The sequence below is a fragment of the Aquimarina sediminis genome (genome assembly GCF_002895435.1).
Taxonomy (GTDB): domain Bacteria; phylum Bacteroidota; class Bacteroidia; order Flavobacteriales; family Flavobacteriaceae; genus Aquimarina; species Aquimarina sediminis.
Genome location: NZ_POYJ01000007.1, coordinates 224564 through 242107 on the forward strand (window position 1 = coordinate 224564; position 17544 = coordinate 242107).

At 32.2% G+C, this 17544-nt stretch carries 3 protein-coding genes; all 3 read right to left on the reverse strand.

Annotated features, from left to right (window positions below; all coding sequences use genetic code 11):
* Positions 1–13: 13 nt before the first annotated feature.
* Genes C1X07_RS16205 through C1X07_RS16215 form a run of 3 tightly spaced genes read right to left on the reverse strand, consistent with a single transcriptional unit; the run spans position 14 to position 17535 of the window.
* On the reverse strand, positions 14–5470 hold the full coding sequence (locus tag C1X07_RS16205; RefSeq protein ID WP_103071076.1) for a MupA/Atu3671 family FMN-dependent luciferase-like monooxygenase: 5457 nt from the start codon (positions 5468–5470) through the stop codon (positions 14–16).
* Complete coding sequence (locus C1X07_RS16210; RefSeq protein WP_103071077.1) at positions 5458–8868, reverse strand: non-ribosomal peptide synthetase; 3411 nt, start codon at positions 8866–8868, stop codon at positions 5458–5460. Before C1X07_RS16210 ends, C1X07_RS16205 begins: the two co-directional genes overlap by 13 nt.
* 3 nt (positions 8869–8871) lie before the next feature.
* On the reverse strand, positions 8872–17535 hold the full coding sequence (locus C1X07_RS16215) for a non-ribosomal peptide synthetase (RefSeq protein ID WP_103071078.1): 8664 nt from the start codon (positions 17533–17535) through the stop codon (positions 8872–8874).
* Between the last annotated feature and the right edge of the window lie 9 nt (positions 17536–17544).

The window sequence follows — 17544 nt, forward strand, 5'->3', positions numbered from 1 at the left end:
TTTCCAGATTATATCAGTTAACTTTATTTGCCCGGGCATTTCTTCTTAGCGCACCTTTATTTACAGCTTTTTTAATGGTATTAGTATCTTCTTGATTATTCGTGTTTTGAATCAATTTTGCTTGTTGTGGGATTGTAGTATTACGAAACAGTTCTATTAAAGAAAACTTAACATTAAACTCTGTTTGTAGTTTTTCATGTAACAAAACTATTTTAATAGAATTTCCTCCAGCTTCAAAAATACTGATATGGCTAGGGATATTTTCCTTGTTCAAAACTTCGCACCAGATACGATAAATATCTAATTCCATTTTATTTGTTAACTGTGGAATATCATTAGAGGCTACTTTTTGCGGCTTGAATTCTTTTAATCTTACCATATCCACTTTTCCATTTTCCATCAATGGTATTGAAGGCACAAAAACAATATCCCTGGGGTTCATATACTCAGGAAGCTTCCGTTTTAAGGTGTTTATAATAGTGTCCTCATTCGTTTGAGCTTGTAATTGCTCAATAACAGTATCATTTTGTTTTATCCCATGGTTATGATTAGTTGCATATAGCATATAGGTATTTTCTTCTTTTGGCACATTGGTATCACTCATAATCAACTCTTCGACATTTATGACATACCCATTCTTATGAAGCAGTTTTGTAATACTATCCAAATTATTGTCCCCATCTACCTCAACTGCAAGATGACGAATCATTGACCAATGTTCTGACCGAATTCCATCTAAAACCAGACATTCACTTTTTTCTACATCTAATTTTAATAAATCAATTGTTTGTATGTTTAACTCATCTATAATGTCAGAAACTGTTGTTAACTGACAGTCCACTTCTTCAGAAACATAAAGAGATGACAAGTATTGTTTGAACTCTTCTGACAAACCATCTGGACCATCTATATTCTCATAGAGTGATTGTGCTATTTTTTGTTTTTCCTCTGCTATATTATTAGCTCCTTGATCTAATATTTCTTTATCATGTTCTATATATTTTTCAATCGCGCTCAATATTGTTTCCTTATCTGCGAACCTACCTGACATGCCTGCCATTTCTGGATAGTAATAAAATGTTGCTCTTTCTTTTTTATTCGAAACTCCATAATTCATAACACGCCCTTTTATTTGGCGATGTTCGAAGTTTTTCTTCAAAGCCGAAAAAATCTGTGGAATAGGTTCAAATGCAATAATAGTCGCATTAGGCTGCCTTTGATTTACATCTATACTAAATGTTCCTATATTTGCTCCTATATCCAGAACCAGACCATTTTCTGGTATAGATATACCATGTTTAAAATATATACCATCTTCTATAATTTCCTGATATAACATTGCCAATTGGCGATCGGACTGATGGTACACTGTACTGCCGTCTGTAAAATGAAACGGCTTTGCTTGTTTTTCTACAGGTAGGTTTTCATACTCTCCATAAACAATATCTTCTTTTACAACGTATGCTGACAAGAATGTCTCATTATCTTTTATGATTGGTACTACTTTGCAATCTTTAACACCAGAAACGTTAGAAATTGCCTTCTCTATCTCTTCGAGTTCTATCCTATAGCCACTAATCTTGATTTGATTATCTCTTCTGCCAATGTACTCAAAAGTACCATTAGCATTTAGCTTCATCAAATCACCTGTTTTATAAAATCTGTTATTATCAAAATAAGGGTTATTTATACTCTTAAAGTTTTTATTAGTAAGTTCAGGGTTATTGTAATATCCTTTTGCTACACCAAATCCTCCTATACAAAATTCTCCTATCATTCCTAAAGGCACTTGTTGTTCATACTCATTAAGTAATAGTACCTCTGTATTAATTATTGGGTTACCTATATTAATATCTTTAGTATTGATTTGCCTCCATGCAGACCAAACGGTTGTTTCTGTAGGTCCATACATATTATACAATCTACAATTAGAATTAATAACTGAGCTAAGCCCTTTTACCAAATCCTGCTGTATTGCTTCTCCTCCAATAAGCCAATGTTGAACCGAGGATAAATCTTTATTTTGAGTCTGATTGTAAAGATCAACCACAAGTTTTGACTGTGATGGTGTCATTTGTACATGGGTAACCTTATAGTCATGAATCAGGTCTAATTCTGTTTTTTGATTATCTGTATGTAGTAATTTATTGAGCTCTGTGTATGATCGGTATATATTTTTAGTTTCAACAATTTTTTCCAGTCCTGATAATACTTTTTCGCTTTCGACACCAAAATCCACCAAACATGCTACTTCTGTAACTCCAATATTTTGAATACTAAACAACATTTTCTGACAAGATTCAGGAGAACCAAATAATGTATTTTCTTTACTAAATTTTTGATAAGCCATTTCGATCAGCTCTTCACTTTGGGTATGCACATCCAGCCCAAGTTCTTGAGCTATTGGCTCCATTAATTTTATTGAAGATCCTAAATACTCTTTAAAAGGTTTCTTGCTAATTTCTAAGGCGGCATTCTCTGATGAATCAATATAGGTATGAAGCATTAAAGAAACTTTCTTGTCTTCAATATTAAAACCATTATCTATTAATGCTTTATGATAAGTTTTAATATTCTTTTCTAATTCTTCCTGAGATTGCCCAAGCATGTGAGTAAGAATATTCGCCCCGATTTCTCCGGCATACCTAAAGGTTTCTGGATTACCTGCCGCTGTAATCCATATTGGTAATTCTTTTTGAATTGGAGTAGGTCGAATTTTAATAGTAAAATCCTTATCTACTCCATTTTTTCTTATGACGGGTTCACCTTTCCAAAGGGCTTTTAGTTCTGCTACTCTATTTCTCATTTCCTGACGACGATTATTGTAATCTGAATTTGAAATAACAAAATCATTTGGATGCCATCCTGAAGCAATACTCACACCTACTCTTCCATTACTCAAATTATCGACTATAGACCATTCTTCTGCAATACTAATAGGGTCATGTAAAGGTAAAACAACACTACCTGCTCTAATACTTATATTTTGGGTTAATACAGATAATGCCGATCCTAATACAGAAGGGCTTGCAAATGCTCCCCCAAATTCTCCGAAATGACGTTCTGGTGTCCATATTGCAGAAAAATCGTTTTTATCTGCGAATTTTGCTGTTTCTAATAGTACCTCATATTTGTCATCATTTTTATCTGCTCCAAAAAACATAACACTAAAATCAATTTCTTTTGCAGGGCTTAACTTATCTGGTGATAGTAATTTAAATGGGCTTGACTGTTGTAGTACTATAGTTTGCCCTCTTGAAATTGTCCAAATCAATTCTAAAACAGAAATATCAAAATTCATACTAGTTTGTGCTAGCCACTTTTGTTGGGTTTGATTACCAAATGATATATCTAGCCCTTTTAAAAGGTTATTTAAGTTTTTGTGAGTGACTTCAATACCTTTTGGTTTTCCTGTCGTCCCTGATGTAAAAATGATATACGCTACATTACTATCATTGTAATTTGGTACTACTTTTCTATTTTCTTGAAATTTCTGCTGATCAAGATAAACGAAAACTTCATTTGATACTTCTTTTAGATACAATTCACTTAATGGTTTTAATGTGACGATACATTTTAGTTGAGCATCAAGTATAATTTGGTTTCTTCTTTCGGAAGAGTAAACTGGATCAAGTGGGATATATACGGCTCCTACTCTAAAACAGGCAAAAATTGTAGCTACCATTTCAACATTTCGTAACACGCATATCCCAACATGATCCCCATTTTGCACTCCTTGATCCAGTAATAGACAAGTAATCGAATCTACTTTTTCTCCCAATTCTTTATAGCTATAAGAAATATCATTGCAAATAATAGCTGTTTCATTCGGTAGGTTTTTAACCTGATAGTCAAATGATTCAATCACACTATCATCCTTACTTATTTCTACTATTTCTCCTTGTAGATGTTTATAAATATTTCTTTCCTCTATTTCATTGATCATGTTTGTTTTAAAAACGTTTTCATTTGGAGTATCTAATAGAGAAATTAGCAATGTTTCGAAATGTTCAGTCATTAGAATTATAGTACTTTCTTCAAATAGATCTGTGTTATACTCCCATGACAAATGCAAGCCTTCAGAATCTTCTCTTATATTCAAGCTAAAATCATATTTGGCACTGCTTTCGTTATCATTATTAACAGGTTCCATGACCACTTCTGGCAAAGAAAATTCTACTTCTTGAGTATTGTGAAGTGTTAGTAAAACTTGAAACAATGGATTATGGCTTAGATTCCTTTTTACTTCTAGTTTTTCTACCAATTTTTCGAAAGGCATTTGTTGATGTTCATATGCTCCCTCTAGCATTTTTTTACTTTGTCTCAGCAATTCTACGAAACTAGGTTTTTGCGATAAGTCACTTCTTAAAACTAAAAGGTTCATAAAAAAACCTACTAGATCGGATGTTTCAGCTTGTTCTCGATTTGCTATAGGAGTTCCTACTACAATATCTTTTTCGTTACTATATCTTGCCAGTAAAACACTAAATGCTGCATGTATTCCCATAAATAATGAAGCACTCTCTGATCGACATAAGTCATATAAAGACTTTAGTACATTTTTATGTATATGAGAATTATATGTTTTCCCATTAAAACTTTGCATAACTGGTCTAGGTTTATCTAATGGTAGGCTATGTACTACTGGCAAATCAGAAAGTTGATTTTTCCAGTAATTTATCTGTTCATCCAGAACCTTACCTGTTAACCATTGTCTTTGCCAATATGCATAATCTGCGTATTGTATATTCAATTTTGGTAAAGGGTTGGGTTCTCCCTTAACATAACTGGAATACAACGTATTGAATTCATTAATTAAAATCCCCATTGACCAACCATCTGATGCTATATGGTGCATGGTAACGATTAAAATATGTTCTTCTCTCTTTAGTTTTAGAAGTCGAACATTTAGTAACATATCTTTAGTTAAATCAAATACCTTACAAGCTTCCTCTTCTATTTTTTGTGCTATATCTAACTCATAATTCTCTGATAATGCATCTAATTCTTCAATAGTACTTTGAAAATCGGTTATAGTTTGAACCTTTTGAATTGGTTCTCCTGATTGATCAACCAAAAAATAACTTCGTAAACTTTCATGCCTTTGAAGGATGGTTAAAAAGGTTTGATCCAGTGCTTTGTAGTTAACTTTACCCGTTAATTTAAAAGCAGAACTTAAATTGTAATGATGGCTACCATTATTAATTTTATCCAAAAGCCATAAGCTTTGTTGAGAAAACGAAAGAGGTTTAGAAATACTCTTATCTAGTTTTTGTACTAGGGGAATTTCTTGCGTTTGATTTTCGATTAAAGAAATAATATCTTTCTTATTCTCTTTCAAAAATTGTTTATCCTCATCATTTAAAGCACCCAAATCTCCTTTTATCAATAGCTTATCCTGAGAAACCTCAAAACTTATTCTTTTTTGAATTAATTCAGTCAATTTTTGTTTAATGCTTAGATTTCCCATACTTCTGAATTTTTGTCGTTTTTTATTTGTTCTGTTTGATTTGCAGATATGCCATTTTTAAATACTACCTCATCCTCAATTAACTTAGCCAATTCTTGTATATTTTGTGACGCAAAGACATTTTTTACTTGTAGTTTAACATCAAAGGTTTCATTTATTTCATATAACATACGAGTTATATATAGCGAGTGCCCTCCCAGTTCAAAAAAATTGTCCAGAACTCCAATAGAAGAAACTTCCAGTACGTTTTCCCAAATACGCACTAATTCTATTTCTATTTGAGTTTTGGGAGCTACGTATTTTGCTTTAGTCAATGCTTCGTCTGTTACATCAGGTAGCCTTTTTTTATCAATCTTTCCATTTGATGTAAGGGGAATACAGTCGGTAACTACCATATAAGAAGGAATCATATACTCTGGTAATCGCTTACTAAGTTGTTTTCTTAAAAATTGTTTATCTACTTCATCAGTACCCGTGATAAACGCGACAATTACTTTTTCACCCTTTCTATCGATAATGTCTATAAAGGTCTGGTGGATGTTATTTAATGATAAGAGAGTATTCTTTATTTCGGCTAGTTCTATTCTATATCCTCTAATCTTTACCTGATCATCATTTCTTCCTAGATAAGTTATAATTCCTTTATCGTCTTTATATCCCAAATCTCCTGTTTTATATAAACGTTCTGTTTTTTGAAATGGATTTACGATAAAACGCTCTTTTGTTAATTCGGGTAGTTTCACATAGCCTTTTGCTAAATTATCTCCTCCTATGTAAATCTCTCCGGTAACTTTTTGTGGTACAGGTTGAAGGTTAGAATCTAATATATGTATAACAGTATTGGCTATAGGTTTTCCTATAGGAACATATTGCAAAACATTATTTTCTTCTATTGATAATGTATAACTGGTAACTACATGCGTTTCTGATGGACCATAGTGATTATGAAGTTTTACTTCTGAAGAATTTAATAAAAATCTTTCTAAAGCACTGTCTATTGTGAGCTGTTCTCCTGATGAAATAATATGTTTTAATCTATGTTTTTTATAAAATTCTTTATCTACATATTTAAAAAAATTTGATAATGCCGAAAATGGGAATGAAAGAACTTCTATTTTATTTTTTACTATGTATTGAGAAAGTTTAAAAAAATCAATTTTCATTGATTCGGGAGTAACATACAATGTTCCTCCGCTACTTAATACGAACCAGCAATCTTGTATAGATACGTCAAAACTAAACGAAGTGTACTGCAAATGCCTAGATCCCAACGATATACAAGCATCATGTATATTCCACTGAGTAAGATTGCTTAGCATTTTGTGTGTTTGAGCAACTCCTTTTGGATTTCCTGTAGACCCAGAAGTGTAGATAATAAAAGCTGTATCATCTAATGAGTTGACAATAACTGGGTTTTTAGAATTCCACTCAGAAAAATCAAACGTATCCAAATGAATAACTTTTGCCTGATCTATAAGAGGTGCTTTACATATATCGGTAGTTGAAATAACAGTTTCTATTTCTGCATCGTTTATTATAAATTGTTTACGATCTTCAGTGTATTCGGCATTTATCGGCACATAGCAAGCTCCAGATTTTATTACTCCCAGCATGGCTATCACATTGTAATGTGAACGATCTAATAGTACTCCGACATTTTTTGTAGTTATTTGGGGAAGTTGTTTTAAACAGGAGGCTATTTGGTTTACAAATTCATTTAATTGCTGATATGTTAAAAATGTATCCTTATAATAAACCGCAATCGCTTCAGGAGTTTTTACTACCTGATCTTCAAATAATGAAATTACTGTTTTAGGTTGGTATTTTTTCAGATCAATTTCTTCATTATACACTCCTTCTTTAGGCAAATAATTAATAGTAGCTACTTTTTCATCGGGTCTTAGCAGTAGTAATTCGACCACTTTTTTGTAATGCTCTATAAATTGTCTGATAATAGATTCTTCATATAAATCAGTATTATATTCTATCTTAAAAGAAATATTTCTTCCTATTTCTTCTATGCAAAACAAAAGATCGAATTTACTGGTTGTATTTTTTTCTACACTAATAGTATTTATTTCTACCTCATTGATTTCATCTTCTGATACTGTGTCATTGGGCAATACTACTAGCATTACATCAAAAAGAGGGTTTCTTGAAGGGTCCTTTTTTATTTTTAGATTTTTTACTAGCTCTTCAAAAGGGTACTGCTGATTATTATAGGCTTCTAAAACTGATTGTTTTACTTTTCTAAAGAAACCGTTAAAGGTGTCTGTTTTTTCAAGTTTATTTCTTATTGCCAAAGTATTGGTATAGAACCCTATTTGATTCTTCAAATCAGCATGTTCTCGGGCAGCAAACGGACTACCGATACTAATATCATTAGCACCAGTATATTTACCAAGCATTACATAAAGCGTGCCTAACATCACCATATAGAGAGAGCCTCCTTTTTGATGCTGATATGTACGGATCATCTCTGTTTGTTTTTTCTCGAAATATGCTTTTAACGTCTGTCCATTATAGGTTTTTACGGGAAGCCGTGTCTTTTTTAATGGAAATTCAAGTGTAGGAATTTCATCTGAAAATTGGTTCAGCCAGTACTTTTCCTGCTGTATTAATGACTTACTTTGTAACTTATTTGTATACCACGAAGCGTAATCTTTGTATTGAATCCTCAATTCTGGTAGTTCTGGTTTTTTACCAGCGCTCAGACTCTTATATACGGTGAGGATTTCTCGTTTTAAAATTGGAAGAGACCATGCATCACAAATACTATGATGAAGATTACAAAAGAAAATATAGCCTTCAGTTTTATATTGTAATACACTTACTTTTATTAAAGGTCCTTGTTCTAAATCAAAAGGAATATTGGTTTGTGCTTTTATATAGCTTTGAGCTTGATTTTTTGGATTGGGGTTTTCCCTAAAATCCTTATAATCAATCTTAAAATGCGTTTCTTTTTGCGATTGTATATATTGTCTTAGTTCTTTTTTAGAATTTAACTTAAATACAGTTCTCAATATTTCATGCCTCCCAGTTATATACCGTATTGCTTTTTCCAAAATTGCAATATCATAAATCCCTGTCAAATATATTTCAAAAGGCATATTGTATGCCACAGAAGCTTTTTCTGTTTGAGATTCTAACCATATTCTAAGCTGTGCATTGGATACAGGGTAAGAATCCGATTTTTTCACTTTTGGAATTTCCTTATACCTATCTTTATTAGAAATTAATGATAAGTAATCGATTACTTCTTGCTTGTGTTTTTTTAGTTCTTCAAGAAGGTTTTCATCGGTTTTTTCTTTCAACAAGATTACTTCTAGCTGGTTATCAACTAACTTTACAACCACCCCGTTTTCTCTTAATCCTTTTATTAAAGAAGCTGTATTCATGTTCTATATGGTAATTTTTTTAGCCGATTGATCATATTCTACCTCTAGTAACCATTTGGCATTTTCGATACTCATCGCTAAATTTTGAATTGTAGGATGTGTAAATAATTCTTGAATATTTATGGACACATCAAATTCTTTATCTACTATTGATAGTATTTGAGTAGCTTTTAAACTATGTCCTCCTAATTCAAAGAAATCGTTAGTTATCCCTATTTTTGGCACCCCTAATGCTTCTTGCCATATAGTAACCAATCGTTTTTCTATATCGGTTTTTGGTGCTACATACTTTATTGTATCACTTTTGATTACTTCTAATGCCAGCAGTTTCTCTTTATCTATTTTTCCATTGGGGGTTAGTGGTATCGAATCTATAATTAAGTAGTGTGCAGGTATCATATAGCTCGAAAGCTTATTTGATAAATTATTTCGTACTTGTTTAACCACTATATCTTCCCCTATAAGGTAAGCTACAATATGCTTTTCGGCTTGTATTTCTTTAATCAAGACCACTGCTTGATTTATATTCCTTTCTTCTTGTAAAACATGTTCAATTTCTTCTAGCTCTATACGATACCCCCTAACCTTTACCTGGTTATCTTGCCTACCTAAAAACTCTATTTTACCTTCTGGGTTCCATCTAGCCATATCCCCCGTATCATACATACGCTCGCCTTTGCAATATGGGTTTTCTATGAACTTTTCTTCGGTTAATTCTTTCTGATTTAAATAGCCCTTGGCAACTCCTGCCCCCGAGAGGTACAACTTACCTGTAACTCCAGGCGGCAATAATTGCATGTGATCACCCAAGATATATGCTTTGGTATTTGCAATGGGGTTTCCTATCGGAATTGACCTGTATGTAGCGTTATCTGATAATTTGTAACAAGTACTATAAGTGGTATCCTCTGATGGACCATATAAGTTCCTAACCTCGGCATTAAATGATTGTAGTTGTTTTGCTATATCCCCAGGAAAAACTTCTCCTGCCAAATTAAAAGCACTCACCGGTGTTAAATCACATTCATTATCCAGTAAATTTCTAATACTAGAAGGAACGGTATTCAACAACACTTTGCTGTCATTTTGTAAATGCCGACCTATCTCTAATGCACTATCCAGTAATTTTATTTTTTTCCCTACAGATAATGTATAAAAGATTTCAAAAACGGAAAGGTCAAAACAATGAGATGTAGATGCATACGTCGTATCAAAATCTGTATTTTTGAATTCATCCTTTGCCCAATTAATCATTGAGACAGCATTTCTATGTGTTATCATTACCCCTTTAGGTTTTCCTGTAGTACCTGAGGTATAGATTACATAAGCTAAATCATTAGAACTTTTAGTTTTTTTTGTGTTTTTTACTGAGTAACTCTTCTGGGTTTCCAGAAAAAGTCTTAATTCATTATCATCAATTACCAGTTTACAATTACTATCCTTTTCTATATAATCAATTCTTTCTTTAGGATAATTTACATCGATAGGAATATAAGCAGCCCCAGATTTAAGTACTGCCAACAGTGTAATTAATAACTTTTCGTTCCTTACTAACTTTACTCCAACAAAATCATTTTTAGAGATTTTTCTTTTCTCTATTAGATAGGCAGCAAACTGATTTGATAATTCGTTAAGTATATTATATGATAAGGATTCTCCTTCATATTCAACAGCAAATGCATTTGGTGTTTTTACAACTTGTTCTTCAAAAATATCAACTATTGTTTTATCAAAATCATAAGAGATCTTAGTATCGTTAAATTCTTCTAATATGATTTGTTTTTGGTCTTTTGTTAATAAATCTATAGCTCCAAGTTTTATAGATGGAGATGGCAATACTTGGGATAGCATATTTTCCAGATGTAAGAAAATATTTTTTATAAAGAATTCCTGATAAATATCAGTATTAAATGAGATGCTTAGTGATAAACCATTATCTTTTTCTACAAAGGCAAAGGACAAATCAAATTGCGCTGATTGTGAATCAAGATCAAATTCATTAACGATTAAATCTTTTATATATGTCTTATTGATAAAACCAGATAGTTGTTTTTGATTTTGTAGCACTACCATTACATCGAACAAAGGAGATCTGGAAGTGTCTCGTTTCAAATTTAGTTGCTCTACCAATAGATCAAAAGGAAATCCCTGATTAGAATATGCCTTTAATAATTGTTGTTTTTCTTTTTGTAAGGCGTTTAAAAAACTATCGGTTTCGTCAAATCTTGTTCGAATTGCCAAAGTATTAAGGTACAGTCCTATTTGATATTCTAAATCAGGATGCTCTCTCCCTGCAATGGGTGTACCTACAATAATATCTTTTTGATTACTATATCTAGAAAGTAGCGTTTTTACAACAGACATTAGTATCATAAATAACGTTACTTGATATTCTTTTGAAAAACTTTTTAACGATGATAAAACCTCTTCTGAATAATTATGTACTAATGTATTTCCTGAATACGTTTTTACCAATGGTCGTTTTTTAAAACTTGGCAATTCTAAAACTGGTATATCTTCTTTAAAAACATTTAACCAGTATTCTTTTGATTCTTTATGTATTTTGGCAAGGTTTGTTTTGGATAACCAAACTGCATAATCTTTAAATTGTATGGATAAATCAGGTAATGCTAGTGATTCTCCTAATTGTAATTGTCTATAACCTTCTATAATCTCAGAGGTAAGAATTTCTAATGACCAACCATCACTAATAATATGATGCATCGATAGAAAAAACACAAAACTTTTATTACTCCTTTTTAAAAGTTTAGCTTTTAGTAATGGAGCTTGGGATAAATCATATGCTTTACTTTGCTCTTCCGAGAGATCCTCTCTAATATCCTGATCAGGAAATTCTGATTGAGAAAAATCTTCTATAGATATATTAAGATCCATATCAGAAACTGACATAATGTATTGTTGTAATACCCCTGCTTCGTTATTCTTAAAATATGTACGTAATATTTCATGACGATCAACGACATAATAAAAGGATTTTGCAAAATTCTTTAAGTTTAAATCCCCTTCTAATGTCACTGCTCCATTAATATGATATGCCCGAGCGCCTTCTTCAAATTGGCTTAAAAACCATAGCCTTTGCTGAGAAGGTGTTGCTGGGTAAAAATCAGATTTGGCTACTTTATCTATTGGTTCGTACCCCTGATCTTTTAAAGCATGGGATAACATTTCTATAGTCGAATTATTATAAAACAGTTCATATGACACCGTTTTACCCATTTTTTTAGAAATACGGTTAATCACTTGAGAAATCATCAAACTATGCCCTCCTAATTCAAAAAAGTTATCCGTAACCCCAATTTTTTCTATGCCCAATACATCTTGCCATATCTCTACCAGCTGTTGCTCTAACATTGTCCTTGGCGCAATGTACTCTTGAGATGATCTGCTTTCTTCTGTAATCTCTGGTAGGGATTTTTTGTCAACTTTGCCATTTATAGTTAATGGAATAATCTCCAAAGTGACATACAAACTGGGTATCATATACTCAGGCAAATATTTACCAAGATTAACTTTTAACTCTTGCTCATTTATTTCTGAATCTGAAACAACATATGCTATCAATATCGAACCTGTTTTTTGCTTCTGAACCGTAACTACAGCTTGCTGTATATTAGGTTGCAGTGCTAGCACATTCTCAATTTCTCCTAGTTCAATACGATATCCTCGTATTTTAACCTGAGTATCTTTTCTCCCCGAAAATTCTATTACCCCATCCGGAGACCATTTTGCCAAATCACCGGTTTTATATAGTCGCTCTTCAGATTTAAAAGGACTAGGTATAAATTTTTCTGATGTTAAATCTTCATGATTCAGATAGCCTCTTGCTAACCCATCCCCTCCAAGATATATTTCTCCAATTACACCTATAGGAACGGGATAGCGGTTTTCATCTAGAATATAACATGTACTATTTGATATTCCTGATCCGATTGGTATTGTTTGTATATCACCTTCTGGAATATTATCAATCCTATAATAAGTAGAATAGGTTGTGTTTTCTGTAGGTCCATACACATGATGAAGCCTAACATTAGGATATAATTCTTTAAATCGTCTTACATGTTTTATTGATACCTGTTCTCCTCCAAACAAAATATATTTTAGATTCTTTACCGATTCTAGTTCCGATTCGACTAGAGTATTAAATAAAGCAGTCGTTATGAAAAAGCAATCTATAGCCTGGTTTGCCAATATATCATCAAATCTATCCATATCTAAAAAGATATTTTTTGATGATACGACTAAAGTTGCCCCATTCAAAAGAGGCATAAAAACATCAAAGATAGAACCGTCAAATGAAAAGCTAGACAAGCCCAAAATTTTGTCCCCACAACCAACATCTACATAATTTGTATTTTTAACCAATCTCACAATAGGCTGATGTTCAACTAATGTTCCTTTAGGCTTTCCTGTCGATCCAGAAGTATAAATTACATATGCCAAATTGTTTGGCTTAGTTGATATATCGGGAAGAGTTTTTGAGGTTTTCTTTTCTCTTTTAAAAGCCTCTAGAAACCCATCATCTATTATCGCTTTACAATTGCTGTCTTTTTCAATATATTCTATTCGTTGTTCTGGATAGTCTGAATCTATTGATAAAAAAGCTCCCCCAGCTTTTAAGATTGCTAATGACGATATAATCGACCATTGCCCCCTATGCAACTTAATTCCAACCAAATCTTCTAAACCTACATCATAATTGGATATTAGAAAATTTGCCAAACGATTAGATTCTTCATCCAATTCTCTGTATGTGATTTTTTTTTCCTCAAAAATCAACGCTATGTTATCAGGAGTCTTTTTTACTTGACCGATAAACAAATCTACTACTGTTTTGTCTTTTGGATAATCAGTACGAGTATCATTAAAATCTACTAAAAGTGTTTGTTTTTCTGTAGCAGTTAGAAGATCAATGTCTTCTACTTTCATATCGGGTGATATTAATATTTGCTCAAACAAGTTTTCTAAGTGTAAAAAGATACCTTTTACAAATGATTCTTCATAAATATCTGTATTGTATGATATATCTAATGATAATCCTTTATTTTCTACAAATGCAAATGACAAATCAAACTGAGCCGTTTCTTGTTTGATTTTAAACTCATCTACCTTTATGTTTGCTAGCTCTGATCTGTTTTGAAAACCTGATAACTGTTTTTGGTTTTGTAATACTACCATTACATCAAATAATGGCGATCTTGATGTATCTCTTGCCAAACGAAGTTCCTCGACTAATTTATCAAAAGGATAACTCTGATGTGCATATGCTTCTAACAGTTGATTTTTCTCTTTTTGAAGTATATCTACAAAACAATCTTCTTTATCAAATTGCGTCCGAATTGCCAGAGTATTAATGTACAATCCTATTTGGGATTCTAAATCAGGATGCTCTCTTCCTGCTATCGGTGTACCAACAATAATATCTTTTTGATTACTATATCTAGAGAGTAAAGCTTTTACCCCCGACATAAGAGTCATAAATAGGGTTACTTGATATTTCTGAGAAAACACCTTTAACCCAGATAAGATCTCCTCAGAAAAACGGTAGTTTAGCTCTTTTCCTGAGTAGGTCTTTATCAAAGGTCTGTTTTTAAACCTTGGTAAATCCAGTATCGGTATTTCTCCCTGAAATTTATCTAACCAATACTGTTTGGCTTTCTTCTGTGAGTCCTCATTATTTTTCTCTTCCAACCAACTTACATAATCTTTAAATTGTATAGGTAAATTTGGTAATACATCATTACTTCCTGATTCAAATTGCATATAGCAATCTATAATTTCAGAGGTTAAAATCTCCAGAGACCATCCATCACTAATGATATGATGCATAGATAAGAAGAATACAAATTTATTATCTTCTATCTTTAAAAGTGACGCTTTAAACAATGGAGCTTTTGATAAATCGTACCCTACATTTTGTTGTTCTTTTACGTGTACTTCTACATCATTATAAGGAGAGGATGATTTCGAAAAATCTTCTATAAACAAATCGAATTCAAAATCAGAAACCGGAATGATACATTGACGTAAAATTCCATCTTCATTATGTACAAAATAGGTGCGTAATATCTCATGGCGATGAATAATGTGAGTAAAAGCACTTCTGAAATTTTCAACAATTATATCACCTTCTATGGAAACTGCTCCTGAAATCTGATATGCCTGATCACCTTTTTCTAATTGACTCAAAAGCCATAATCTTTGCTGAGAGGGAGTTGTAGCATACGTATATTGATTTGGCACACGTTTGATAGAAGAAAACTCTTCATTTTTTAATGAGTCTCTCAAGCTTTTTATAGTTGGATCGGTGTAGAATATTTTAAAAGACACACTCATATCCATTTGTTTATGGATTTTATTTATGATTTGAGAAATCATTAAACTGTGTCCTCCCAATTCAAAAAAATGATCTTCTATGCCTATGCTTTTAATTCCTAAAACTTCTTCCCATATACCTACCAATTCCTCTTCTACTTTATCTCTTGGAGCTATATAGCCTTTTTTAACGATATTGGTTAAAGTAACCTCAGGTAACGCTTTCTTATTTACTTTACCATTGGGTGTAAGTGGTATAGTATCTATAGCCATAAAATGATTAGGAATCATATATGAAGGTAGTTGCTCTTTTAAATAATCTCTTAATTTTGATTTATTAATTGAATTACTTTCAACATAATACCCTACTAAAACACTCTCTTTCTTTACTATCTTCACTCCTACAACAGCTTGTAGAACATCCTCAGAAAACTGAGATATAGCATTTTCTATTTCTCCCAACTCTATACGGTATCCTCTCAATTTTACCTGGTGGTCTTTTCTTCCTAAAAACTCAATATTTTGATCTGGCAACCACTTTGCCATATCTCCAGTATTATATATAAACTCTTCTTTACAAAAGGGGCTTTCTATAAAACTTTCTGTCGTCAATTTAGGACGGTTTAGATACCCCTTGGCTACTCCTGCTCCAGCAACATATAACTTTCCAATTGCACCAGGAGGTAATAATTGCATTTGATCATCCAGGATATAAGCCTTTGTATTTGCAATAGGTTTTCCTATTGGGATTGACTTATACACTTTATTTTTTGTCAGTTTATAAGCTGTACTATATGTAGTATCTTCTGATGGACCGTAAAGGTTTCTAATTTCGGCATCATATGACAAAAGTTTTTGAGCTATATCCACAGGAAAAGGTTCTCCTGCCAGATTAACAGCACTTACATTTTTTAGATCATATCCTTCTTCTAGGATATTTCTAATACTCGAAGGCACTGTATTTAATAACACCTTGGTGTCCTTGTTTAAATAGTTCCCTATTTCTAATGCATTATGTAATAGTCTTATTTTTTTTCCAACAGATAATGTATAAAATAGTTCAAATACAGAAAGGTCAAAGCAATGAGATGTACATGCATAAACTACCTCATAGTCGGTGTCTTTAAACTCTATTTTTGCCCAATTAATTAAAGCTACCGCATTTTGATGAGCAATCATCACCCCTTTTGGATTACCAGTTGTCCCAGAAGTATAAATAATGTAAGCCAAATCCTCTGGTATAGTATAATTTACAATATTCTTTTGGGGATACGCACTCTTATCCTTTTGAAAGCGGTCTAATTCTTTTGCATCAATTACTAGCTTACAGTTACTATCTCTTTCTATATAAGCTATTCTTTCTTGAGGATAGCTTACATCAATCGGTACATAAATGGCCCCTGCTTTTAGTACAGCTAATAATGCGATCACTAACTCTTCACTTCTACCCAGCTTTACTCCAACAAAATCATTTTCTTTTATACCAAGTTTTTTTCTCAAATAATATGCAAACCTATTTGACTTTTCATTAAGCATGGCATAGGTTAACATCTCTCCTTCATATTCTATGGCAATAGCATCGGGAGTTAGTTTTACTTGCTCTTCAAACAAGGTTATAATTGTTTCTTTGCCAATATCTTTTGATGTACTAATCTCATTATATTCAAACAATAGTTTTTCCTTTTCTTGTTTAGATATTAGTACCACATTTGAGATTTGAGTTTCGATATTGTTTCCCAAATCTTGCAACCAATTTTTTAACCTTTGTACAAAATGATTTGCTAACTCATGATCTATAAAGTGTTCAGAAAATAGTATTGAAATCCCTATATCATCGTTTTCCTGCTTATTAATCTTTAGAAAAAATGATGAAGAAGTATGTTCATCCTTATCGTATGAAAAACTATAAGGTGTATACTCCTCTAGTGATTTCTTTTTACCTGTTGTAAGATCGTATTCCTTATGTTTATATACTTCCTGTACTTCTGCTTTGACCTCATTAAGAAACTGTTTTAATGTTTTATCTTTTATAGAGTGAAAGCTAAATAACAATGGTGCTCCTTCTATAGGAGATACACTATCTGATAAAATCAAATTACATTCTTCAAAATAACGCTGCAAAAGCGCATTAAACATTGTTAGCAAAACCGTAAATTCTGCAATATAGTTTCCAGAAGTAAGCTTATAGAAATAAGATAAATCATCTTTTCTTATTAACACTTTATCCGTTGATGAAGTCAAATTCTCCTGTTCTTCTGAATATCCAGAAGAAAAGTTTTTAAGCTTATCTGCCCAATAATTTGTTGTGATTTTTTTCTGTAGTGTAGTCATCCCTATAGT

What these genes read in the sequence shown, in the direction of transcription:
- C1X07_RS16210 (WP_103071077.1), bottom strand. Translation starts at nt 8,868, where the DNA reads ATGAATACAGCTTCTTTAATAAAAGGATTAAGAGAAAACGGGGTGGTT.
- C1X07_RS16215 (WP_103071078.1), bottom strand. Translation starts at nt 17,535, where the DNA reads ATGACTACACTACAGAAAAAAATCACAACAAATTATTGGGCAGATAAG.
- C1X07_RS16205 (WP_103071076.1), bottom strand. Translation starts at nt 5,470, where the DNA reads ATGGGAAATCTAAGCATTAAACAAAAATTGACTGAATTAATTCAAAAA.